Source organism: Bacillus fungorum (assembly GCF_002746455.1).
GTDB lineage: Bacteria > Bacillota > Bacilli > Bacillales > Bacillaceae_G > Bacillus_A > Bacillus_A fungorum.
On sequence record NZ_NWUW01000012.1, the window covers coordinates 92,203 to 114,527 of the forward strand.

Here is a 22,325-nt window from a genome sequence, read left to right on the forward strand (position 1 = left end):
AAAGATTCTAGTAATTAATTCAAGCACAAGTGTAATAACATGGATATTTCAAAAAAGCATGAAGACTTAAGGGTCTTCGTGTTTTTTTGAGTAATGCATGAAAGAATATCGATAATTATACGATATTTTGGTGTTTATAATAAATTATTTTTATATACAAAATAAAATATATAAAATGATTGATAATTATGAATTATAGAAGTTTTAATAAATAGATAAAGACTAAAAAATATTACGGCATAAAAATCTTTATTTTAAGACATTTTTATTGACGGTAATAGTTCATAAAGTTAATATTCCGAATATAAGTTTATTAAGTTACTAAAAATAATTTAGTATACATTTTATTGTTAAATTTGATAAGTAAGTTGTGGGAGAAATGCTTTGAATTGCCACTATTAATATTGGGGATAATTAGAAAGCGACAAATATAAAAAATTAGAAGTTCAGCAGCAAGAGTGGATCAACAATAATAGTAGCTTCTGTACAATGCATTTTTACTTTAGTGACAATGACTATACATCACGAGGGGGACTGAAATTGGAATCAATGACCTTTGTTTTATTTGGAGCAACAGGGGACTTAGCTAAAAGGAAAATTTACCCTGCGCTATATAACTTATATAGAGATCAAAAGCTTCCAAAGCAAATATCCGTTATTGGGCTTGGAAGACGTGAAGTATCTCATTTAGATTTTCAAAAAAGAATAAAGGAATCTATAGAAACTTTTTCTCGTCGCAGAGAGGAAGGTACTCCGAAAATAGAAGATTTTTTAGAGTGTTTTCGTTATTGTCCGTTAGATGTGAATAAGCCAGAAGATTATAAAAGGTTATTACAAGTAGTTCGTGAAAGGGAGGAAGAACAAAATATAAAAGGGAATAGAATGTTCTACCTTTCAGTTACTCCTGAATTTTTTGAGACAATTGCTTTAAATATTAAAGAAAGTGGACTTGATAAAACGGATGGATGGAAGCGCCTGATGATTGAGAAACCGTTTGGTCATGACCTTAAATCTGCCCGAGAGCTGAATGATAAGCTTAGCCAAACATTTGAAGAAGATGAAATATACCGTATTGATCATTATTTAGGTAAACCGATGATTCAAAACATTGAAGCACTTGAATTTGCAAATCCTATTCTTCAATCGATTTGGAATAAAGAACATATAGCGAATGTACAAATAACAGCTAGTGAAACGGTTGGGGTAGAAGAAAGGGCAGGATATTATGATCAGGCAGGAGCCATTCGTGATATGGTTCAAAATCATATGTTGCAAATATTAATGATGACTGCTATGAATTTGCCGGAAAAAATAAATGCATGTGAAATTCGTGAGGAAAAACGAAAGGTAATGGAAACTCTTCGAAAAGTGAAAAAAGAAGACGTTCAGAACCATATCATTCGCGGGCAATATGCTTCAGGGGAGATCAAAGGACAACAAGTTGTAGCGTATAGAGAGGAGCCAGGAGTAAATCCTTCTTCTCAAACAGATACATTTGTTGCTGCTCGCTTATGGATTGATAACCCATTTTGGACTGATGTTCCCTTTTATATACGAACAGGAAAAAGAATGAAAGAAAAGTCTACTCGTATTGTAATTGAATTTAAAAATACATTAAAACAGCAATATCAAGATAGTAATCCAAATGCGGAGCCTAATTTGTTAATCATTGAAATTAGCCCAAGTGAAAATGTTTCACTCCAATTAAATAGTAAAAATCCATTGAACAATGGAGAGCTTGAACCCATCCGTATTCATTTTACTTGTGAGCAAACTGGAATGGGAATACCTGAAGCATATGAAAGACTCATTTATGATGCTATATGTGGAGATTCTACATTTTTTGCACACTGGAGAGAAGTTGAATTATCATGGGAATGGGTGCAGCCAATACTTGAAGCGTTCGAAGAGAACTTGTTATCTCTTCATGAATATGAGTCTGGCTCGTATGGTCCGGATGCTGCTCATGCTCTATTACAAGAAAGTGAATTTAAATGGTGGTTAGATGAGGGATTGCAAAAATAAGTACATTCTTATAAGTAAAGCAATATGACAAAAAGATATTCATCATTTTATTAATATGTATTTATGATGAAAGGTAATTCAAGGAGGAATTATATTATGAGAGTAGGATTAATTGGTTTAGGTAAAATGGGATTAAATTTAGGGAAGAATTTAATTGATCATAAACATGAAGTAGCAGCATTTGATTTAAATACGAATGCAGTGGAAGAAATGAAAGAGTATGGTGCTACAGGTGTATCTAGTTTAAGCGAACTTGTTCAATCATTAGAATCACCAAGAATTCTTTGGGTAATGGTTCCGCACGCTGTTGTTGATTCTGTTATTAATGAGGTTACCCCGCTGTTATCAAAAGGAGATATTTTAATTGAAGCTGGTAATTCACATTATAAAGAGTCTATCCGCCGATATGAGCAACTACAGAAAGATGGCATTCACTTTATGGATGCAGGAACTTCTGGCGGAATGGAAGGCGCTCGTAATGGTGCTTGTTACATGATCGGAGGAGATCAAGAAGCTTGGGACATCGTTGAACCTATCTTCCGTGATACTGCTGTAGAAAATGGGTACTTATATGCTGGAAAAGCTGGTAGTGGTCACTTCTTAAAAATGATTCACAATGGAATTGAATACGGTATGATGGCTGCTATTGGTGAAGGATTTGAGGTTTTAGAAAAAAGTGAATTTGACTACGATTATGAAAAAGTATCAAGAGTATGGAATAACGGTTCAGTAATTCGCTCATGGTTAATGGAATTAACTGAAAATGCATTTTCTAAAGATGCAAAACTGGATGAAATTAAGGGCGTTATGCATTCTTCTGGTGAAGGAAAATGGACAGTAGAAACAGCATTAGACCTTCAAACAGCAACTCCTGTTATCGCAATGTCTCTATTAATGCGCTACCGCTCATTAGACAATGATACATTTACAGGAAAAGTAGTAGCAGCTCTGCGCAATGAATTTGGCGGACATGCAGTAGAGAAGAAATAAACATCTTAAAATTATAACTCGTTAACGTTTAAAAATTGGAGGGAATGGATTATGAAGTTTTTTATTGATACTGCAAATCTTGAGGACATAAAAAAAGCATATAAACTTGGAGTTTTAGCTGGTGTTACAACGAACCCTTCTTTAGTAGCAAAAGAGGGCATTAAGTTTGAAGACCGTATTGCAGAAATTTGTCAGGCAGTGCCTAAAGTTGAATCTGTTTCGGCAGAAGTAACGCCAGATGCTGTTACAGCTGAAGAGATGATCACTCAAGCAGAAGAACTGATTAAGATTAACGGCGGCGATGAAAAAGTTACAATAAAACTTCCGATGACGCTAGCGGGATTAGAAGCTTGTCGCTATCTTACTGAAAAAGGTGTGAAAACGAACGTTACACTTATTTTCACTGTGAACCAAGCTCTTTTAGCTGCTCGAGCAGGTGCAACGTATGTTTCTCCATTTTTAGGTCGTTTAGATGATATTTCTGAAGATGGCGTATTATTAGTTGCTAAAATTGCTGAATTATTCGATGTTCATCAATTAGATACACAAATTATTGCAGCTTCTGTCAGACACCCAGACCATGTAACTCGTGTAGCGATGGCAGGTGCTCACATTGCAACAATCCCTTATAAAGTCATTGAACAACTTGCTATGCATCCATTAACGGACCAAGGTATTGAAAAGTTTGCCGCGGATTGGGCGAAAGCGCCTAAGTTATAATGAAGTGAAGTTTCAACAATTGCTTTTTCACGAAAGGGCCAATCTCTATGTAGCTTCATCCTATAAACTTAATTTCGAGTTTGGCATCTTATTACGTGAAAACGGCAATATAATAAAAAAACGATTCATTTTTAAATTAGCACAATAGATATGAAAAGGCCCCCCTTATGAGAGTAAAGTTAGTTAGCACGTAATTCTCATAAGGGAGAGTCTTTTTTCGTATAAATCATGGTGCTCCCAAGTATGTATACATAATCAAGAAAGAATTTGAGAGTGTTCTTTTGTTAATGGGATATTATGAAAGGGGTTACATAGTGAGCTCGAAATATATGATCGGTGTAGATATTGGAACAACTAGTACAAAATCCGTTTTGTTTTCGATTGATGGATCAGTTATTGCGAATCATGGGATTGAATATCCCTTATATTCTCCTACGTCGGAAATAGCAAAACAAGATCCAGAAGAAATCTTTCAAGCGGTAATACATACGATTAAAGAAGTTGTGCGATCAAGTAATGTACAGCCGGTTGATATTTTTTGTGTTTCTTTTAGCTCGGCCATGCATAGTGTCATTGCTGTGGATGAAAAGGGGAATCCGTTAACGAGATGTATTACTTGGGCAGATAATAGAAGCGCAAGCTGGGCAGAGAAAATAAAAAATGATATGAATGGTCATGAAATTTATTTGCGTACTGGCACACCAATTCATCCTATGTCACCACTTTCGAAATTAGTTTGGCTTAAGAATGAGCATGGGAAGCGCTTAGGAAAAGATCCATATGAAGTGCTTACGGAAATAGCAGCAAAAGTGAATCCTGGATCTGATGGTTTATTATTTCATCCGTATTTAGCGGGCGAAAGAGCTCCTTTATGGAATGCCAATGCACGAGGGTCTTTCTTTGGACTTGGGTTGCATCATAAGAAAGAACATCTTATTCGTGCTGTTTTAGAAGGGATCATGTATAACTTGTATACAGTTCTTCTTGCTTTAAAAGAGCTCATTGGTGAACCGAAAAAAATTCAAGCGACAGGTGGTTTTGCAAGGTCCGAACTTTGGAGACAGATGATGGCGGATATTTTTCATCAAGATGTATATGTTCCCGAAAGTTTCGAAAGCTCATGCTTAGGAGCTGCTATCCTTGGATTATATAGTTTAGGTGAAATAAATACATTACACGTAGTTTCTGAAATGGTAGGTGCAAATTTTTATCATGAGCCAAACATGGAAAGTGTGGAGAAATATAAAGATTTAACACCAATCTATATTCGTTTGTCCCGTCACTTGGAAGAAGAATATGAAAGTGTAGCAGCTTTTCAGAAAAAGTGGGTTTAGAGGCTATTTGGCAGAAAAATATGGTAACTTATAAAGAGGCACTCAAGTTTTTTAGATGTTCTTTCAAAAAATAGTTTAAGATTGTTCCGTAAAAAGTATAAGGAATAAACACTATAGGGAGAGAGGGTTATGAAAATGACGGATAACAAAGAGTTTATTGGATATGTTGGAACTTATACGAAAGAAAATAGTGAAGGAATATATAAGTTTACTTTAGACACAGAAGCAAAGAAAATTAGTAATGTAACACTTGCGGCCAAGCTGGACAACCCTACATATGTAACGATTAATCGAAATAATGAATACCTCTATTCCGTTGTTAAGGAAGGCGAATCTGGTGGTGTAGCTACTTATTCGATTGACAGTCATACTGGAAAATTAAAGGCGGGAAATAGACAAGTAGTAGAAGGTGCTTCTCCTTGTCATGTGAGTGTTGATAGTGGAAGTCATACGGTAGTTACAGCGAATTACCATAAAGGAACGATTGAGTCTTTCGTAATAAATGAAGAAAATGGAACTATAAATCCTGCCACATCTATTATGAGGCATAAAGGTTCAGGTCCAAATAAAGAAAGACAAGAAAAACCACATGCACATTATGCGGGATATACTCCTGATGAAAAGTATGTAGTTGGCGTTGATTTAGGAATTGATAAATTAATTACGTATGAAATAAAAGATAGTACATTAATAGAAGTGAATAGCTTATCCGTAAATCCAGGGAGTGGTCCGAGACATATTACCTTTCATCCGAATGGAAAATATGCCTATGTGATGACGGAGCTTAGTTCAGAGGTTATTGTGTTAACATATAATCCAGCAGAAGGAGCATTTACAGAATTACAGTATATTTCTACCGTTCCAGAAGAATTTGATGGAAATAATCAAGGAAGTGCGATTCATATTTCTTCTGACGGCCGCTTTGCATATGCAGGTAATCGTGGTCATAATAGTATTGCTGTTTTCAGCGTGGATCAAAATTCAGGTCAGCTTACATTTGTGGAACATACATCTACAGAAGGAAATTGGCCGAGGGATTTTGTATTAGATCCTACTGAAAAGTTCCTTGTTACTACAAATGAAAAGTCACATAATCTCGTGCTATTTTCAAGAAATGAAACAACAGGGAAGCTAACTCTTTTACAATCTGATGTTGTTGTACCAGAGCCTGTTTGTGTGAAGTTTCTGAATGTTTAACTTGTACTGAAGTTCAATGCACATAGGGATGTCGTTATTTGTCGGTAAGTCGATATAATTGTACATACTCAAAAACAGTAAAAAGCAAAGCGATCTCGCTTTGCTTTTTACTGTTTCTTTTTCGGTCTACGCACCAATTCGCCACCGCAGTTTGGACAAACGTTTTCTCTTTCTTCTGTACATGGTGCGCAAAATGTACATTCATACACGCAAATGTAAGCTTCAGAATTTGGTTTGAGGGATTGATCGCAAATTTGACAGTTTGTTTTCATTTGTAGTGCCATAGTAATTCTCCTTTTATTTGAAAATTTATAATTTAATTATAATTCATTAGATAGAATTAGTCTTTTTCAATTGAAAGGAAATCGAATGATAAATTTGTGATTTGAAATGAAAGATGCCAATTTATTTTAAAATTGATTATTTAGTGCAGTTGGAATATTATGAAATAGTCAAAAGACAACAGGGGGTATACATTTTGACTAATTATAACGATCATTTAAAAGCAAACTGCGAAAAATGCTTCGGTCTATGCTGTGTGGCGTTGCCATTCGCAGCATCGGTAGATTTTGCGGTGAATAAAGATGGTGGGAAGCCATGTTCTCATTTACAGTCAGATTTTAAATGTAGCATACATAAAAATCTTAGAGGAAAAGGTTATAAAGGTTGTACAGTATTTGAGTGTTTTGGCGCTGGACAGAAGATTTCTCAAGTGACATTTAACGGGATTGATTGGCGGAAAGATGCTAAGCATGCGAGAAAAATGTATGATGCTTTTCCAGTTATGCATCAGCTTCATGAAATGCTTTGGTATTTGAATGAGGCTATTTTATTGAAGGCAACACAATCGATCCATAAAGAATTAAGTAAAGCAATTGAAAAGACTGAGCATCTGTCCAATTTAAGTCCAGATGAGTTAATGAAAATCAATGTTCCATTACACAGAGCGGAAGTGAACATTCTCCTTTTAGAAACGAGCGAATTAGTATGGAAGGAAATGAATGCGACGCGTAAGAAACGAATCATTCACCGCGGGGCAGACCTGATGGGAGCAAATCTGAAGAAGAAAGATTTGCAAGGTGCGAATTTAAGAGGAGCATACTTAATTGCGGCTAACTTAAATGGAGCAGATCTTATTGGAGCAGATTTGCGAGATGCAGATATCCGTGGGGCCGATTTTACAAATAGTATTTTTCTGACGCAAGTTCAAGTTAATGCGGCAAGAGGGGACAAACATACGAAATTGCCGAAATTGTTGTCCCGTCCATCGCATTGGAGTGTGTAAAGAGTGTATACGAACAGGCAGAGATTCTTAATCTCTGCCTGTTTTTTATTTCTTTTCAAAAGTAGTAATGAAAACGCTACATATAATAAGAATACCGCCAATAAAAAAGTTACTATTTACTGTCTCATTTAAGAGTAACCAGCCAAGTAACGATCCGACGATAGGTTGGAAGAAGAAAAATAAGGAGCCGATGCTTGCATCTATTAATTCTAATCCTTTATTCCAAAGGAAAAATGCACCTGCCGTTGATATGATTCCTAAATATAATACGCCTAGTATTACGTACGTATTTACGGTTCCGATAGAGGCTGCTTGTAGTTCCCATATCATAAAAGGTGTAATAAAAAAGAGTGAAAAGAATATGGCGTACGTTGTAATAACTAAAGATGAAAATTGGGCTGAAGCAATCTTTACATAAACGGATAGTAAAGCCCACGTAATAGCGGCTCCAATTAATATAATTGTACCGATAAAATAGGAGCCAATTTCAATATCCCATCCGATTACGATAATGACGCCGATTGTCGCTATAATAGTAGATAGAAGTCTACGAGCAGTTAATTTTTCTTTTAAAATGAGCGCTGCAAATATAACCATAAATGCCGGAGTGGCTGATGTAACTAAAGAGCCTGTATGAGCGTCCGATAATTTTGTTCCGATAAATTGACATGTGATCGAAATAAAATATCCGATAAATCCAATCCAAGCAAATAAGATCCAATCTTTTTTATGAATGGTTACTTTTTTCTTTTGCTTTTTCTCAGCTATTTTCAAAATCAAATACAAAACTACAAAAGCGATAATAAAGCGTAGCCAAACGAGTGTAAGCGGTGGGATAAAATCGAGTACATATTTGCTAACAACATACATACCGCCCCATATACTAGCTGCTAGTGATAAGCATATAGCTCCTAAAATTGTTTGTCTCATGAAGTGTACCTCCGTCTATTTTTAGGGTAATCGTAGTTTCCCTAAGACGAGGCAAAATGTATTTGTTAGATGAATGCCCGTCTTAGTTTATAGACGGCTTACAGGTTGATCGTTTTCGAATGAAGTGTTGTAGTACATGTGTGCAGTCCTCCTTCATATTTTATAATTATATTATAACTTAATTTTCAGTTTATTGAGGTGTTTCTTTAGAAAACTTAAATGGTGGTTGTCTAAGAAAGCATAGTCTATGGTAGAAAAACATATTTTTTAAATAAAAGAAACCAATTACATAAGTGATAAATATATTAAGAGTAGGATGAAAAAATAGATTAATAGAGAAAGAGGAGGAGATTTATATTACTACAACCGTTATATCTCATTTTTACAATGAAGAGTATTTATTGCCGTGGTGGCTTATGCATCATACGAAACTGTTTGATCATGGTATTTTAATTAATAAAGGTTCAACAGATCGCTCAGTTGAAATTTGTAAACAATTTGCACCGCATTGGGAAGTGCGCGATTCTGCACATCCAGAGTTTGATGCGATAGTGACAGATCATGAAGTAATGAGGGTGGAGCAAGAAGTAGAAGGTTGGAAAATGATTTTAAATACGACTGAGTTTCTTTGTGTGCAAGATAAAAATCAATTTTGGAAATCACTTGATGAATTGGGAGGGAGGATGTATTGGCTGGGGGGGCTTATTATGGTCGATGATCTTAACTATAATTATCCGGACCTTAACTTTGGAGTACCTTTAATGAAACAGCGATTTCACGGTTATTTACCAGAAGATTGGCCGTTATGGAGAAGAGGTAGATTTATTCATAATCATGAACACGGAAGTTATACGGTTGGAAGACATTTCTCAGCACATGAATCTATGATTTATCCGCCACTTGCGTGTATTGCATGGTTTGGTTTCAGCCCTTGGAACGATGCGATGAGAAAGAGGAAATTACAAATTGGTCCGACTCTATCAGAAGCTAGTAAGCAAGGGGGGATGGGAACGCATCATATTATTACACCTGAAAAATTAGAAGAATGGTATAAAGATTTAGCAAGAGGGACGAAGGATTTACGTTTTAGTGATGCATATCGTTATGTTTTTTTATAAATGATTCCCACCATAAAATTGTTTCTTCGATTCCTGTATTTAGATTGTATGTTGGTTTCCAGTTTACTTCAGTTTTTAAACGTTCTACATTAACGCCGACAAATAAAGGTTCATCTTTAGAGAAAGGGATCGCACCTAGTTTAATTAAATGTTCTTTTCCCATCTTTTTAGCAATGATAGATGCCAATTCTTTAATTTGTACAGATTGACCAGAAGCGATATTGATTGTGCCTGTAACGTTGTGTTCCAATATTGTTACGAGAGCGTCAGCGACGTCACTCACATGGAGGAAATCTCTTGATTGTTTTCCATGTGTACATAGTGCTTCCTCATTTTTTAATAAGGAAGTGATGATATTAGAAACGAGTCGATTACCTTGTTCGTAAGGGCCGTACATATGAAAGATTCGGCCCCAACACATGCTGAGACCGGTTTGTTGTGCATACGTTTGTAGCCAGGAGTGCAGTGCATTTTTACATAATGAATACGGAGTTTTATAGGAAAGAAGTGGTGAATCTTCAGACAATACGCCATTAAACCATTCATATTCTGCGCCAGTACCTGCAACAATGACGCGCTCCCCGCCGCATGTTGTGAAGTGTTGAATTAATGAAATACTGGACTGGAGCCAATAGTAATTATTAATTGATACATAGCATGATGGCGGCACTGCTTCCCAAGCAAGATGGATAAGATGACTTGGCTTAATATCATAAATAAATTTTTTTACTTCGTTATTGCGAAGTAAGTTTACTTTATACCAATGGCAAGGAAGATGAGAGGGTTTGTTTGTATTATACGTGGCGTGAACTTCATAGCCCTTTTGCATAAGTGAATGTACAACATATTTACCTATCCAGCCACTACCACCTGTTACAACAACTTTCTTCATGGTTCAATCACCTCAACTTCTGGAACCGTCACTAAAAATTTACCGCCCCATTCACGAATGAAAGAGCATTCCTTCATAATTTCGTCTTTCAAATTCCAAGGAAGTATGAGAATATAATCAGGTTTTGTACGTTTTATTTCTTCTGGAGATTTTATTGGAATACGAGTTCCTGGTAAAAGAAGATTTTGTTTGTGAGGATTTTTATCTACTGTATAAGCTAGAAATGCTTTACCTATCCCGCAATAATTTAAAAGGGTGTTTCCTTTAGCGGGTGCACCGTAACCGATAATTTGTTTCTTTAAAGTTTTTGCTTCAATGAAAAACTTTAAAATGTCTATTTTCAATTGTTCCACTCGTTTTGAGAAAAGGAGGTAGCAATCTAATGTATCTAGCCCGTGGTCGACTTCTTTTTGGATTAATTTTGTAACGTTAGAATGGATAGTAGATTGGGCATTTAGATGGTTTATAAAAATACGCAATGATCCACCGTGCGTTGAAAGTTCTTCTACATCGACAATTTGTAAATGATGATGAGCTAAAATTTTTTGAAGGCTTATAAGTGAGAAATAGGAGAAGTGCTCATGGTAGATCGTATCAAACTGTTTAAAGGATATGAGGTTTAATAAGTGCGGAAATTCAATTGTTATCGTGCCATCTTGTTTTAATAACGTTTTTAAACCAGCGACAAAATCATGTAAGTTCGGGACGTGTGCTAATACGTTATTTGCGACGATTAAATCAGCTTGTGGTAACTTTTTTGCTAAGTCATTGCTGAAAAAATTCACTTCAGTAGGAATTCCTTTTCGGATAGCGATTTCTGCTACATTTTTTGCTGGTTCAATTCCTAACGTTTCGATATTTTCTTTTTGAAAGTATTGTAATAAGTACCCGTCGTTACTCGCGATTTCAATCACTTTCGAATGGTTTGTTAAGTTGAAACGCTTCATAGCCATTTCTACATATTGCTTAGCGTGTAGTAGCCAACTGGAGGAGTAAGAGCTAAAGTATAAATAGTCATGAAAAATATTGTGCGGAGATTCAAATTCATCTAATTGTACAAGTAAACAAGAGTGACAAACAAACGTGTGCAGCGGATAAAATGGTTCCATTTTATATGAGTTTTCTGGAGCTACAAATGAGTTAGCGAGAGGAGAAACACCTAAATCTAAAAAAGTATTTGTTAGTAATGTGTGGCAAAAACGGCATTTTTTCTGTTCCATTCTATAGCCCCCTTATAGATTTTTGAATGCATCGATTTGTTGTCGCGTGAAAGATTCCATATTTTCACCAGATGCATATTTTTTGTACCAATCAACAGTCCAAGCGATAGAATTATCTGTTGATAACTTAGGAGTCCACCCGAGTTTATTTACTGCTTTTGTACTATTGAGTGTTAAAATTGGTGATTCGTAAGGAGTATTTGTATGAGGAGAAAGGATTGTTAGTGGTTTATTCCATAATTTCATTATAGATTGAATGACATCATGAACTGTTTTGTTAGGTTCATTCATCGGGCCGAAATTCCACGCTGTTGCATATTCGGCGTCTTTCCAAAGTGTTTCAGCTAAAAGGATATAGCCATATAAAGGATCTAATACGTGTTGCCACGGGCGAATAGCGTGTTTGTTTCTAATATTTAACGTATCATCTTGTAAATATGCACGAATGACATCTGGGAATAATCGGTCTTTTGCCCAATCACCACCACCGATGACGTTACCTGCTCTTACTGAGGCAAGGTTAAGAGTGTTAGTGCGAAAGAATGATTTTTGATAGGATGTTGCAACTAGCTCAGCACAAGCTTTACTAGCACTATAAGGATCGAAACCTCCTAGTCGGTCAGTTTCTACGAATGCCCGATTACCGCTCCCGTCATTTTCATAGCATTTATCACTTGTAACATTAATGATGCAACGTATACTTTCTATATGTTTTGCCGCTTCTAATACGTGAACAGTACCTAAAACATTCGTTTTAAATGTTTCGATAGGATTTTTGTATGAAGTGGTGACGATTGGCTGGGCTGCTAAATGAAATATCATATCAGGTTTATGCTGCATAATAGCATGAAATAAAGAATTGTAATCTGTAATATCACCGTTAATTGTCATGCACTCTTTTGCTACGTTACCTTGTTCAAAAAGGTTAGGGGTGGATGGGGGATGAGAAGAATAGCCAACTACTTCTGCGCCTAAAGAAGTTAAGAAAAGGGTGAGCCATGAGCCTTTAAAGCCAGTATGTCCCGTAATAAATACTTTTTTCTTATTCCAAAAAGATGATGAAGTCATATTACCCAACCTTCCACGGAGCGTTATTACTTTTCCATAGCTCAACTAATTTATTTTTATCGCGCAAAGTATCCATAGGATGCCAAAAACCAGTATGTTGATATGCGGCTAATTCGTTTTTGGTTACTAACTGAACTAAAGTGTCTGTTTCAAAAACAGACTCATCTCCACTAATATAGTTGAAAATATCAGGATTTAAAACGAAAAAACCACCGTTAACCCATCCGCCATCCCCGAGTGGTTTTTCTTGAAAGGATGTTACAGACTGTTTATCTAATACGAGAGAACCAAACCTACCAGGAGGTTGTACGGCAGTAACAGTAGCCATTTTTTCGTGTTTTTTATGAAATGCAATAAGTTCTTTTATATTTACATTGCTTAACCCATCGCCATAAGTAAGGCAAAAAGGTTCGTCCCCGACGTAATTTTGTATTTTTTTAATTCGTCCACCCGTTTCGGTATTTAGACCGGTATCAATCAGTGTAACTTTCCATGGTTCTACACGATGAGAATGGCTAGTAATTGTATTATCGCTTAAATGTATCGTGAAATCTGACATGTGTAAGTTGTAATTTAGAAAGAACTCTTTAATTGCATATCCTTTATAGCCTAAGCAAATAATAAACTCAGTAATCCCGTAATGACTATACAAACTCATAATGTGCCATAGAATAGGCTTTGTTCCAATTTCAATCATAGGTTTTGGCTTTAAATGAGTTTCTTCCCCAATCCTTGTACCATATCCACCTGCAAGAATAACAGCTTTCATTTTTTTCCTCCTAAAATAAAAAATAAAGTATATAAAAGCATTTATATTGTATGCAAATGGTTTTGTTTTTGATTAAGTGAATGCAAATGTGTAAAGATTATTAAAGTTTGAATTTAGAATAACCGTTAATATTCAGGGGGGTTACGTAGGTCTTGTGTTGAGCTGCTAAGTTTTAAAAATCGGGTTTCAAGTTCGTCAGGGGACTGACCATAATGTGTTTGAATTCCCATTTGAACACCTTTTTTTGAAAGGGTAGGTGTAATTTGTAATTTTCTTGCCTTTGCCTAATCATTCCAAGGGCTAAAATAAAATTTTAAAATGAATGAAGGGTAGCTATAAACGACAAATTGGTGCCGTGTATAATGTCTACCAGGGGAAAATGCGTCATCAAGATGGTTGTGTATAAATCTCCAGGCGCATCCGAATTCTAGTTTGAAAGGAACATGCGATTCCATAATTATATTTTGATAGCAATGTAGTGTAAAAATAATAATTCTGTTATATAGATGATATGATGTTGATTTGCAAAATAATAAGATGGTAAGTGGAATTTTGTATAAATTATGAATAATAAACCGTCACGTTTGACTGTACAGTTTATGTATTGTATGATGTTAGTAATATAAACAAGGGGGGAAGATCGTTGGGAAGGTGTATCGAATCGGACAGTTGGCTCTCATGGCTCACGTGTCGAAACGAACGATTGATTATTATACGAATCTAGGTATCTTAAAAGCGGAGCGATCTCAATCTAATTATCGCTATTACGACGAAACAGCATTTGAGACATTACAATTTATTGAGAAGTGCAAAGAAATGCATATGCCGCTTTGTGAGATTAAAGAGAAAATCGAGGAGAAGAAGAAGCTGCTCGGTATCAATGAACACGTTTCGAAACAAGTGAATGAAGTGACAGACCATATTCATCGATTAGAAGCAGAGTTAACAGAGTTAAAGCCGCTTTTAGATGGATTGACTGATTCACAACGTGAAAAAATATCGAAATCTTTATCTGGTCAAACGACAGCTTTAATACAGACACTTGCTCTATTATTATAGAAAAAAGTGTAATCCGACCTCTTTAATTTTTGTATCGGGCTATGTTTTCTAAGAAACAAATAAGAAAACATTATAGTATACAGGAGGTGGACACCTTAGTTTTTTTAACTAAGGGGATTCATTGGAAATATTTAATTTAGTCATGGTTGCGATTTTAATCGCATTTACTGGATTTTTCGTAGCAGCTGAGTTTGCGATTGTAAAAGTACGTTCAAGTCGTATTGATCAGCTTGTTGCGGAAGGAAAACGCGGTGCTTTAGCAGCGAAAAAAGTAACAACAAATTTAGATGAATATTTATCTGCTTGTCAATTAGGTATTACAGTTACAGCTATGGGATTAGGTTGGTTAGGTGAACCGACAATTGAAAAGTTATTACACCCGTTATTTGAGAAATGGAACTTAAATCCTTCTATTTCATCAGTATTAACATTTGGTCTTGCTTTTATGATTATGACATATTTACACGTTGTAGTCGGGGAATTAGCTCCGAAAACGATGGCAATTCAAAAGGCTGAAAGGGTAACGTTATTATTGGCAGGTCCATTAATGATGTTCTATAAAGTGATGTATCCATTTATTTGGGTATTGAACGGTTCAGCGCGTGTTGTAACGGGCTTATTCGGTTTAAAACCAGCTTCAGAACATGAAGTAGCTCATACAGAGGAAGAATTACGCCTTATCCTTTCAGATAGCTATGAAAGTGGCGAAATTAATCAGGCTGAATACAAGTATGTAAATAATATTTTTGAATTTGATAATCGTATTGCAAAAGAGATTATGGTACCGCGAACAGAAATCGTTGGTTTCTACCTGGAAGATTCAGTAGAAGAACACATGAAAGTAATCCAAAATGAGCGATACACACGTTATCCGATTTTTGGAGAAGATAAAGACGATATTATCGGTATGGTCAATGTAAAAGATTTCTTTATTCGATATATGACCGAAGATCAAAAAGATTTATCATCCATTCGCTCGTATATGCGTCCGATTATTGAAGTGATGGAAACAACTCCAATTCACGATTTATTACTTCAAATGCAGAAGAAGCGAATTCCGATGGCTGTTTTATATGATGAGTACGGAGGAACAGCTGGAATTGTAACGCTTGAGGACATCTTGGAGGAAATCGTCGGCGAAATCCGTGATGAATATGATGAAGATGAAGCACCGCCAATTCAACATGTGAACGAGCAACATATCATTGTTGATGGAAAAGTGCTTATCTCAGAAGTAAAAGATTTATTTGGATTACACATTGAAGAAGACGATGTGGATACAATCGGTGGCTGGATTATGATGCAAAATCATGAAATTGAAGAAGGACAACACGTTGAGGCAGAAGGTTATGAATTTAAAGTGTTAGAAAAAGACGCTTACCAAATTAAACGTGTTGAAATTCGTAAGATGGAGCAAGAACAAGAAGAAGAGAAAGCAGCAACTGTGTAAGTTGCTGCTTTTCTTCTAAAGTATAAAAAATGAGAAATTAGGAGCGGATATTTTGATTCAAGTAGCCTTACGTGTATATCGATTACAATTGTATGCGATCTTTAGTGGTTTACTACTTATGTGGACGATTACTCCGTTTGGAAAACAAGTAACAGGGTTTGGTATCGGATTAGCTGTAAGTGCATATTGCCTTTGGTTATTAGCTCGCAGAGTGGAGAAACTTGGGAAAAGTATCGTAATGAAGGAAAAGGCTCCGGGATTAGGAGTTCTAAACCGATTTGCAGCTGCCATTTTAGGAGCTATCATCATGTATGAAATTGAGCATGAAATGGAAATGTGGGCATTTGGTACAGGTATTTTAGGTGGTCACTTTTTAATGATTGCAAATTTAGCTTATGCAAATATGCAGTTAGTGAAAGAAGAAGAGAAGCAAAAGGAACGTGCTTCGAAAAACATAGAGCTATGATGAAAGGGACCTAATGGGGTTCCTTTTTTAGTTTAGCGATAGGATACAAGTAATCAAAATAACGACAAATATAATACGCTTCTTTTTTACGTTTTTCAATAGTATGAAAAATAATGTAAAAAAATTTAAAAACCCATCGATTTCTAAAGCTTATGTATGTTATTATGACAAAAGACTTTTTGAAAGAGGTGGATACCAATGTTACAAGCGTTACTTATTTTTGTGCTTCAAATTATTTACGTTCCAATTTTAACAATCCGTACGATTTTGCTTGTAAAGAATCAAACAAGATCCGCTGCTGGTGTTGGATTGTTAGAAGGAGCTATTTACATTGTTAGTTTAGGTATTGTGTTTCAAGATTTATCAAATTGGATGAACATCGTTGCCTATGTCATTGGCTTTAGTGCGGGACTGTTATTAGGCGGTTATATAGAGAATAAATTAGCAATTGGTTATATTACGTATCAAGTTAGTTTACTAGACCGTTGTAATGAATTAGTAGATGAATTACGTCACTCTGGATTTGGCGTTACAGTGTTTGAAGGCGAAGGTATTAATTCTATACGTTATCGCTTAGATATCGTTGCAAAGCGTTCTAGAGAAAAAGAACTGTTAGAAATTATTAATGAAATTGCACCGAAAGCGTTTATGTCTTCTTATGAAATTCGTTCATTTAAAGGCGGATATTTAACGAAGGCGATGAAGAAAAGAGCGTTAATGAAGAAGAAAAATCATCATGTATCGTAAAAAGGGGAGTAGTGCTGCATGAAAAGCGCAGTATAAGTCCATATGTAAAAGGGAGGAATCTATTTTGATGTAGATTCCTCCTTTTTTTATGAAAAATATTTATCTGTTAATTGAAAAACTAAATCGTATAATTATTTTTTCTACTCATCCTCAAATTAATGATTAGCCATATAATTTGAAAAAATACCGGTATGATAAACGCGATTAATAAGACGATAAGTGATATGGATTTAATTTCGGGTGTTTGAGTAACACCAGCACCATCAACATCTCGTAGCCAAATAATAGCTGCCCATATTCCAAAAACGATAATCCAAAATATGTTACCAATCCACCAAGAAATCCATCGTTTTTTCATGTTAGCACCCCTTACATTTACCCACTGTTAAAAGTATATTTTCGTTCGTTACATTTATAATGAAACAACTTTTAAATTAGTTTTTAACTGTATATCTAACTTGTTTGAAGGTTACTATTTCTCCATCATTATTATCATCTTTCGTTTGCAAAAGTTGAACTTTTGGTTTGTAGTCTGTCCTATGAGCGTGCTCAATATCTTTAATGTTAAGTTTGTAAGATTCGCCATTATTAATTTTTTGTTCCAATACTTTTTTATTAGCAACATAAATAAAAGTCACTTTATTTTCATCAATGCCCTCGGTCTTAATTTCTAACTCATTATCTTTTGTTGTAATCGTTGGTGTTAATAATTCAATACTGCCGTTTCCAGTTTCTAAAGAATTCTCTGCTATAGTTGAACATCCGGATAATATGATTCCGGTGAATAGAAGAACAGCTAATTTCTGTTTCATAACATCCCCCAATTTCAAGTGATTTTTAATTTTGGTATTGCTAGTTTGCTAGTGTTTTAAGTAAATGTTTAGCTAGCACTTTTTAATTGTACCATAATATGTAAAATAAAACTGGTTGTATATCCAATTTAAGGGAGATTGAAAAGTTTACTTATTGTTTTACATTCGTGTGTTTTAGCTTCTATTTCAATCCAAATGTAGACAGGAGAAAGAAATTTTTTTAATTATAGGTCGCTTGTCTAAAGGTACCATCCCAATTGTAATGTGTTAAAGATGTTTCGTATCATTACATAGGTATATATCTTCTTTGGAGGCCCCTTTTTTAATATTTAAAATATGAAGTGAAATAAAACCAATAAGTCCTATTCCGCCAAAAATAAGCCATGGTGTATACATTCTGTTTAAGTTGGATGTAAAAGATGTACCGGTATAATTACCGATGATAAAACCAAATGCGAGTGATAGTTGATAAAATCCGAAGTAAGTAGCTGTATATGATTCGCTACTATAATTTGAAATAGCGATATCAGCGTTAGGTAATACGAGTGTTTCACCGATTGTAAATAAAATTACACAAATAAATAGCCAATACGGGTGTTGAAATAAAGGGATGAGTAAAAAGGAAATACTCATTAATAAAATGCCGTATTTAATAATCGAAAGTGTGTTGTATTTGTGAAATAGTTTTCGGAATAACACCATAAATATGACGCCTGTTATTGCATTTATCGTAATAACTAGTGTAGCAAGTTGATTGCTATTACTAATGTTTTTCATATGAAGTGGAAGTGCGACAGTAAGCTGAGTAAACATAATATAGAAGAAAATCATGATAAATGAAAACAGAAGAAAAGACTTGTTTTGTAAGATAGCCTGTATTCCTAATGTAATAGACGTGTTTTCAGTAGTGACTTGGAAGTGATTTTTAAGTAAGTAAAAGATAAAAGCGAATAACAGCATAAGAGATCCTGTTAGAGAGAAAGCATAGATTGGATCGAGTAAGAGTAAGAACCCTCCTGCAATTGGTCCGATTATTGCACCGCAATTAAAACTAAGGTTTAAATATGTAAATGAATTTTTTCTCATATGAGCTGGTTGTGAACCAAATATAGCGCGAGCAGCAGGTTCGTAAAATGCAGTTCCGAAGCCAATAAGTGCAGAAGAAATAGAAATGGTATAGAAATCAGAACATATTCCTAAAGCAATAAATCCAATTCCCCTTAAAAATAATCCGGCTATCATCATAATGATATAGCCTATTTTGTCAGCAATTAATCCTGAAAATAATGGGATAACTCGTGATGTGATTGTCATAACTGTCAACACGGTTCCTACTTGAATAGCTGAAAAATGAAGAAAGTTTAATAGATAAATAGCTAAAAATGCGTATACTGCAAAATACCCAAAAGACATAAAAAATGAAGAAATAAGCATGAAACGTATCGGTATTGAGAAACTTTTCATAGAAATCCCCCTAATTATGTAACCAGTAAAATTGATTAATGGTTAACTATTTTATATTATAATTATACATAAAGTCAGAAAAAAGTAAATTTTAAGAAGAAGGTGAATGGAATTGAATCAAAACGCACCAAACGAATTAGAGTATATTCGAGAATTTTTAAATACATGGAGAATACCAAATGATACGAGAGAAGCAATTGATTTGCTACAAACAGAAGAGGATATAAAGCTCTTTATGAAAGAATATTTTCATGAAGAGTTCCCTTTTCATACGATAGAGGAATTAAAACGTTTTCGAGAAGATATTCGGATGACAATGGAAGGAGAAGGATCGTTGCAAAAATGGTTAGAGAAATACCCATTTCATGTATATATAAAGGAAGATATGAAAGGTATTACATATGAACCTGTGCACGAAGAGAATGTATATACAAAAGTATTAAGCATTGTGTTAATGGCGATTCAAGAAAATTGGTGGGGAAGGTTAAAAGCATGTCCAGATTGTCGCTGGGTATTTTATGATCATTCGCGTAATGGAAGTAAAAGATGGTGCGGTATGTATGCTGGAGAAGAAGGAGGAAGAGCATGCGGTACGATCGCGAAAGTGAAAAATTACCGGGCGAAGAGAAAAGGAAGATCGGGTTATAATGTGTAATTTATATTAGGGGAAGAAAATTGGATGGGGGAATGAAGGATATGGAAAGTACACAAATATTAGCTATAAATAAAAAGTGTTGGGATACGGTTGCACCATATTTCTTTCAAGTTGATTGTTTACCAAAATACGGCCCGTATACAGCGTCTGAAGATGAGATTCGTTTGTTCGATTCAATCAGAAATAAAAAGGTTCTTGATATTGGATGTGGAAGTGGGCATTCGTTGCAGTATATGGCGGAACATGGTGCAGAAGAATTATGGGGACTTGATCTTTCAAGTGCACAAATTAAAACAGCAAATGAAACGTTAAAGTGTTGGAATCCAAAGTTAGTATGTGGAGCAATGGAAGAGGAAGGGGATATTCCGAAAGGGTATTTTGATATTGTATACTCCATTTACGCATTAGGTTGGACCTCGAATTTAGGAAATACATTAGAGCTTATTTATTCCTATTTAAAACCAGGAGGAAGTTTTATCTTTAGCTGGGAGCACCCCGTATATTCAAATTTACAGTATGGTACAGAAGAAATTGTTTTAAGCTCTTCCTATTATGAGGAAACTCCAATTACTTTTGAAAGGTTTAAAGGGGAAGAAGTACAAGCGACATTATATAAACGAAAAATGAGTACATACATAAATGAGCTAAATAAAGCGGGTTTTACAATTGAGAGAATAGAAGAACCTGAACCAGCTAGATCGTTTGATGAAGAATTAGCGGAGCCTTCTACGAAGTATTATTCTTTATATAAAGCTAGAATGGTGCCGACGACGTTTATTGTGAAGGCAAGAAAATGAAAAATACAGCGTACACTTTTTTTAGTGTACGCTGTATTTTGTTAAAGGTTAGTAGTTATCTTTTCGGCTGAAAAATATGTTGGAAAAAGTATTTGTGATGCAAATTATCTACAACTTTATTTGCTTGATATGTGCGATGTTGCTCTAGTCGAAGTCTTTGTTCCATCATTTTTATTGCGTGATCAGATAAACGTAACATTATACATATCTCCTTTTCTATAAATATAGGTGACTATTTGGCATCGATCCCATATTTATAATTAAGGAGGCAAAATGTGTAACATAGGCAGAAAGCACCTTCCTCTCCCATTACGCTTACGAGGTTAGCTGTCGGACTCGGGAAGTGAGAGTTTCCCTACTTAAAAAAGATTCGCCCCAAGTAGCATAGCTACAAAAATGGTTCCCCCGCTCCAAAATTTGGACTCAGCAAAAGGTTTTATAAAGTAAAAGATAACACGAATAATTTTAAAAGTCAAACTATTTATTGTTTTCTTTTTTTTTTTTTTGAGTGAGGTTAAAACCACTCCATCGGGTAATATGATATCTTTTACTTCAATAAAGCCATGTTTTTTATATAAAGACAGAGCAGGTATATTTTTTTTTCCTGTTTGTATAATATATGTTTTTGAAGGGGGGAACATGTCAAATATATATAGTAGTAGTTTTGTAGCAATTCCTTTATGAAAATGATCGGGGGATACTACTAAACGATGAATATCAACTTCCTCTTTATCAATTTTAAAAGAAATAAACCCGGCAAGTGTATCTTCATAAAAATAGCCGTAGAAAATTTCATCACATGATTGAATATCGGCTATAGTATCATAAAGGCGAGGGATAGCTGTACTATTTATATATTTTGCCTCAATTTCATAAGCGGGTATTTGAATGTTTAAAATAGAAGTAGCGGTTTTGTGAGAAGTTGTTATTAATTTTTGAATCATACGATAAAAACCTCCTTGTAGACTTTATTTTCATAGATTTGACAAGATTTTTCTTTTTTGGATATAATAATTTAGTATCAAAAAGAAATACACTATAATAGAAGTGGAGGACTAAAGATGGGATGGATTATCACATTAATAGTTGGTGCTATTATAGGTGCAATTGCAGGTTCTATTACAGGTAAAGATTTTCCTGCCGGTATATTTGGAAATATAATTGCTGGTTTACTAGGAGCTTGGCTAGGCGGTAAATTATTTGGGGCTTGGGGCCCTTCACTAGGTGGTATTCATATTGTACCAGCCTTATTAGGATCAATCGTTCTCGTTCTTATTGTATCATTTGTAGTGAAAGCTGCAAGAAAATAAAGATATAGATTATGATG

24 protein-coding genes, 2 pseudogenes and 1 riboswitch are annotated in these 22,325 nt (G+C 34.9%); of the genes and pseudogenes, 14 read left to right on the top strand and 12 right to left on the bottom strand.

The genetic code is table 11. From position 1 onward, the window contains the following. The first annotated feature begins 540 nt into the window (after positions 1-540). The 5 genes from zwf (at position 541) to CO726_RS17820 (ending at position 6,266) form a co-directional block, all read left to right on the top strand. Positions 541-2,025: a glucose-6-phosphate dehydrogenase gene (gene zwf / locus CO726_RS17800; RefSeq protein WP_099685123.1), complete on the top strand. Its 1,485-nt coding sequence runs from the start codon at positions 541-543 to the stop codon at positions 2,023-2,025. 96 nt (positions 2,026-2,121) lie between these two features. After that, entirely contained in the window at positions 2,122-3,015 is an 894-nt protein-coding gene (gnd, locus tag CO726_RS17805) for a phosphogluconate dehydrogenase (NAD(+)-dependent, decarboxylating) (RefSeq protein WP_099685124.1), read from the top strand. A gap of 51 nt (positions 3,016-3,066) precedes the next feature. Beyond that, the gene (gene fsa / locus CO726_RS17810) at positions 3,067-3,735 is read left to right on the top strand and encodes a fructose-6-phosphate aldolase (protein ID WP_099685125.1); all 669 of its coding nucleotides are present in this window, start codon (positions 3,067-3,069) and stop codon (positions 3,733-3,735) included. Between the two features lie 329 nt (positions 3,736-4,064). Beyond that, positions 4,065-5,069 (top strand): FGGY family carbohydrate kinase, encoded by a 1,005-nt coding sequence (locus CO726_RS17815; RefSeq protein WP_136699726.1) that lies wholly within the window; start codon positions 4,065-4,067, stop codon positions 5,067-5,069. 129 nt (positions 5,070-5,198) lie between these two features. Then, positions 5,199-6,266, top strand: coding sequence for a lactonase family protein (locus CO726_RS17820; RefSeq protein ID WP_099685126.1), 1,068 nt, complete (start codon positions 5,199-5,201; stop codon positions 6,264-6,266). A gap of 107 nt (positions 6,267-6,373) precedes the next feature. On the opposite strand, the gene CO726_RS17825 is transcribed toward CO726_RS17820, so the two are convergent. After that, the gene (locus CO726_RS17825) at positions 6,374-6,550 is read right to left on the bottom strand and encodes a DUF1272 domain-containing protein (protein WP_099685127.1); all 177 of its coding nucleotides are present in this window, start codon (positions 6,548-6,550) and stop codon (positions 6,374-6,376) included. A 194-nt stretch (positions 6,551-6,744) separates the two neighbouring features. Between CO726_RS17825 and CO726_RS17830 the strand changes: the two genes are divergently transcribed. Next, entirely contained in the window at positions 6,745-7,551 is an 807-nt protein-coding gene (locus CO726_RS17830; RefSeq protein ID WP_099685128.1) for a pentapeptide repeat-containing protein, read from the top strand. A 45-nt stretch (positions 7,552-7,596) separates the two neighbouring features. On the opposite strand, the gene CO726_RS17835 is transcribed toward CO726_RS17830, so the two are convergent. Continuing rightward, positions 7,597-8,481 carry a DMT family transporter gene (locus tag CO726_RS17835; RefSeq protein WP_099685129.1) on the bottom strand — a complete coding sequence of 295 codons (885 nt, stop codon included), beginning with the start codon at positions 8,479-8,481 and terminating at the stop codon, positions 7,597-7,599. Positions 8,482-8,813: 332 nt separating this feature from the next. Here CO726_RS17835 and CO726_RS17840 point away from each other — a divergent pair, with 332 nt between their 5' ends. Continuing rightward, positions 8,814-9,599, top strand: a complete 786-nt coding sequence (locus CO726_RS17840; protein WP_099685130.1) for a glycosyltransferase family 2 protein — start codon at positions 8,814-8,816, stop codon at positions 9,597-9,599. Here the strand turns inward: CO726_RS17840 and CO726_RS17845 are convergent. From CO726_RS17845 to CO726_RS17865, 5 genes and pseudogenes are all read right to left on the bottom strand, one after another. Further along, positions 9,568-10,491 (bottom strand): NAD-dependent epimerase/dehydratase family protein, encoded by a 924-nt coding sequence (locus CO726_RS17845; protein ID WP_099685131.1) that lies wholly within the window; start codon positions 10,489-10,491, stop codon positions 9,568-9,570. The two genes, CO726_RS17840 and CO726_RS17845, sit on opposite strands and share 32 nt — an antisense overlap. Beyond that, entirely contained in the window at positions 10,488-11,711 is a 1,224-nt protein-coding gene (locus tag CO726_RS17850; RefSeq protein ID WP_099685132.1) for a class I SAM-dependent methyltransferase, read from the bottom strand. The genes CO726_RS17845 and CO726_RS17850 overlap by 4 nt, the downstream gene beginning before the upstream one ends. Before the next feature lie 12 nt (positions 11,712-11,723). Beyond that, entirely contained in the window at positions 11,724-12,779 is a 1,056-nt protein-coding gene (rfbG, locus tag CO726_RS17855) for a CDP-glucose 4,6-dehydratase (protein WP_099685133.1), read from the bottom strand. A gap of 1 nt (position 12,780) precedes the next feature. Then, the gene (gene rfbF / locus CO726_RS17860; RefSeq protein WP_099685134.1) at positions 12,781-13,548 is read right to left on the bottom strand and encodes a glucose-1-phosphate cytidylyltransferase; all 768 of its coding nucleotides are present in this window, start codon (positions 13,546-13,548) and stop codon (positions 12,781-12,783) included. A gap of 125 nt (positions 13,549-13,673) precedes the next feature. Next, a pseudogene (locus CO726_RS17865) lies at positions 13,674-13,973 on the bottom strand (glycosyltransferase family 2 protein); the annotation flags it as partial. Positions 13,974-14,199: 226 nt separating this feature from the next. On the opposite strand from CO726_RS17865, the gene CO726_RS17870 reads away from it, so the two are divergent. The 4 genes from CO726_RS17870 (at position 14,200) to CO726_RS17885 (ending at position 17,270) form a co-directional block, all read left to right on the top strand. Continuing rightward, positions 14,200-14,607, top strand: a complete 408-nt coding sequence (locus CO726_RS17870) for a MerR family transcriptional regulator (RefSeq protein WP_000285637.1) — start codon at positions 14,200-14,202, stop codon at positions 14,605-14,607. Between the two features lie 121 nt (positions 14,608-14,728). Then, positions 14,729-16,057, top strand: a complete 1,329-nt coding sequence (locus tag CO726_RS17875; RefSeq protein ID WP_000402271.1) for a hemolysin family protein — start codon at positions 14,729-14,731, stop codon at positions 16,055-16,057. 52 nt (positions 16,058-16,109) lie between these two features. After that, on the top strand, positions 16,110-16,523 hold the full coding sequence (locus CO726_RS17880) for an ATP synthase subunit I (RefSeq protein ID WP_099685135.1): 414 nt from the start codon (positions 16,110-16,112) through the stop codon (positions 16,521-16,523). Positions 16,524-16,721: 198 nt separating this feature from the next. Beyond that, entirely contained in the window at positions 16,722-17,270 is a 549-nt protein-coding gene (locus CO726_RS17885) for a DUF2179 domain-containing protein (RefSeq protein WP_098762168.1), read from the top strand. Between the two features lie 118 nt (positions 17,271-17,388). On the opposite strand, the gene CO726_RS17890 is transcribed toward CO726_RS17885, so the two are convergent. The 3 genes from CO726_RS17890 to CO726_RS17900 all read right to left on the bottom strand — a co-directional run bounded on the left by CO726_RS17890 (position 17,389) and on the right by CO726_RS17900 (position 19,546). Next, positions 17,389-17,628: a DUF3923 family protein gene (locus tag CO726_RS17890; RefSeq protein ID WP_098762166.1), complete on the bottom strand. Its 240-nt coding sequence runs from the start codon at positions 17,626-17,628 to the stop codon at positions 17,389-17,391. Between the two features lie 76 nt (positions 17,629-17,704). After that, positions 17,705-18,082 (bottom strand): hypothetical protein, encoded by a 378-nt coding sequence (locus CO726_RS17895; RefSeq protein WP_136699718.1) that lies wholly within the window; start codon positions 18,080-18,082, stop codon positions 17,705-17,707. A gap of 267 nt (positions 18,083-18,349) precedes the next feature. Continuing rightward, on the bottom strand, positions 18,350-19,546 hold the full coding sequence (locus tag CO726_RS17900; protein WP_099685137.1) for an MDR family MFS transporter: 1,197 nt from the start codon (positions 19,544-19,546) through the stop codon (positions 18,350-18,352). Between the two features lie 112 nt (positions 19,547-19,658). Here CO726_RS17900 and CO726_RS17905 point away from each other — a divergent pair, with 112 nt between their 5' ends. Next, entirely contained in the window at positions 19,659-20,201 is a 543-nt protein-coding gene (locus CO726_RS17905; protein ID WP_136699720.1) for a CGNR zinc finger domain-containing protein, read from the top strand. 41 nt (positions 20,202-20,242) lie between these two features. Beyond that, positions 20,243-20,998 carry a class I SAM-dependent methyltransferase gene (locus tag CO726_RS17910; RefSeq protein WP_099685175.1) on the top strand — a complete coding sequence of 252 codons (756 nt, stop codon included), beginning with the start codon at positions 20,243-20,245 and terminating at the stop codon, positions 20,996-20,998. Between the two features lie 55 nt (positions 20,999-21,053). On the opposite strand, the gene CO726_RS31825 is transcribed toward CO726_RS17910, so the two are convergent. Both CO726_RS31825 and CO726_RS17920 read right to left on the bottom strand, forming a co-directional pair. Continuing rightward, positions 21,054-21,197: a hypothetical protein gene (locus tag CO726_RS31825; RefSeq protein ID WP_000945246.1), complete on the bottom strand. Its 144-nt coding sequence runs from the start codon at positions 21,195-21,197 to the stop codon at positions 21,054-21,056. 97 nt (positions 21,198-21,294) lie between these two features. After that, positions 21,295-21,437: riboswitch (cyclic di-AMP (ydaO/yuaA leader) on the bottom strand. A 55-nt stretch (positions 21,438-21,492) separates the two neighbouring features. Continuing rightward, positions 21,493-21,942 (bottom strand): annotated as a pseudogene (locus CO726_RS17920) (GNAT family N-acetyltransferase); the annotation flags it as partial. A gap of 117 nt (positions 21,943-22,059) precedes the next feature. Here CO726_RS17920 and CO726_RS17925 point away from each other — a divergent pair. Continuing rightward, positions 22,060-22,308 (top strand): GlsB/YeaQ/YmgE family stress response membrane protein, encoded by a 249-nt coding sequence (locus CO726_RS17925; protein ID WP_099685139.1) that lies wholly within the window; start codon positions 22,060-22,062, stop codon positions 22,306-22,308. Positions 22,309-22,325 lie beyond the last annotated feature (17 nt).

Bases quoted from the DNA above. Each gene is read 5' to 3' on its own strand.
- CO726_RS17885 (WP_098762168.1), top strand. From the start codon at position 16,722: ATGTTACAAGCGTTACTTATTTTTGTGCTTCAAATTATTTACGTTCCA.
- rfbG (WP_099685133.1), bottom strand. From the start codon at position 12,779: ATGACTTCATCATCTTTTTGGAATAAGAAAAAAGTATTTATTACGGGA.
- rfbF (WP_099685134.1), bottom strand. From the start codon at position 13,548: ATGAAAGCTGTTATTCTTGCAGGTGGATATGGTACAAGGATTGGGGAA.
- CO726_RS17925 (WP_099685139.1), top strand. From the start codon at position 22,060: ATGGGATGGATTATCACATTAATAGTTGGTGCTATTATAGGTGCAATT.
- CO726_RS17900 (WP_099685137.1), bottom strand. From the start codon at position 19,546: ATGAAAAGTTTCTCAATACCGATACGTTTCATGCTTATTTCTTCATTT.
- CO726_RS17815 (WP_136699726.1), top strand. From the start codon at position 4,065: ATGATCGGTGTAGATATTGGAACAACTAGTACAAAATCCGTTTTGTTT.
- gnd (WP_099685124.1), top strand. From the start codon at position 2,122: ATGAGAGTAGGATTAATTGGTTTAGGTAAAATGGGATTAAATTTAGGG.
- CO726_RS17850 (WP_099685132.1), bottom strand. From the start codon at position 11,711: ATGGAACAGAAAAAATGCCGTTTTTGCCACACATTACTAACAAATACT.
- fsa (WP_099685125.1), top strand. From the start codon at position 3,067: ATGAAGTTTTTTATTGATACTGCAAATCTTGAGGACATAAAAAAAGCA.
- CO726_RS17835 (WP_099685129.1), bottom strand. From the start codon at position 8,481: ATGAGACAAACAATTTTAGGAGCTATATGCTTATCACTAGCAGCTAGT.
- CO726_RS17895 (WP_136699718.1), bottom strand. From the start codon at position 18,082: ATGAAACAGAAATTAGCTGTTCTTCTATTCACCGGAATCATATTATCC.
- CO726_RS17820 (WP_099685126.1), top strand. From the start codon at position 5,199: ATGAAAATGACGGATAACAAAGAGTTTATTGGATATGTTGGAACTTAT.
- CO726_RS17845 (WP_099685131.1), bottom strand. From the start codon at position 10,491: ATGAAGAAAGTTGTTGTAACAGGTGGTAGTGGCTGGATAGGTAAATAT.
- CO726_RS17910 (WP_099685175.1), top strand. From the start codon at position 20,243: ATGGAAAGTACACAAATATTAGCTATAAATAAAAAGTGTTGGGATACG.
- CO726_RS17825 (WP_099685127.1), bottom strand. From the start codon at position 6,550: ATGGCACTACAAATGAAAACAAACTGTCAAATTTGCGATCAATCCCTC.
- CO726_RS17890 (WP_098762166.1), bottom strand. From the start codon at position 17,628: ATGAAAAAACGATGGATTTCTTGGTGGATTGGTAACATATTTTGGATT.
- CO726_RS31825 (WP_000945246.1), bottom strand. From the start codon at position 21,197: ATGTTACGTTTATCTGATCACGCAATAAAAATGATGGAACAAAGACTT.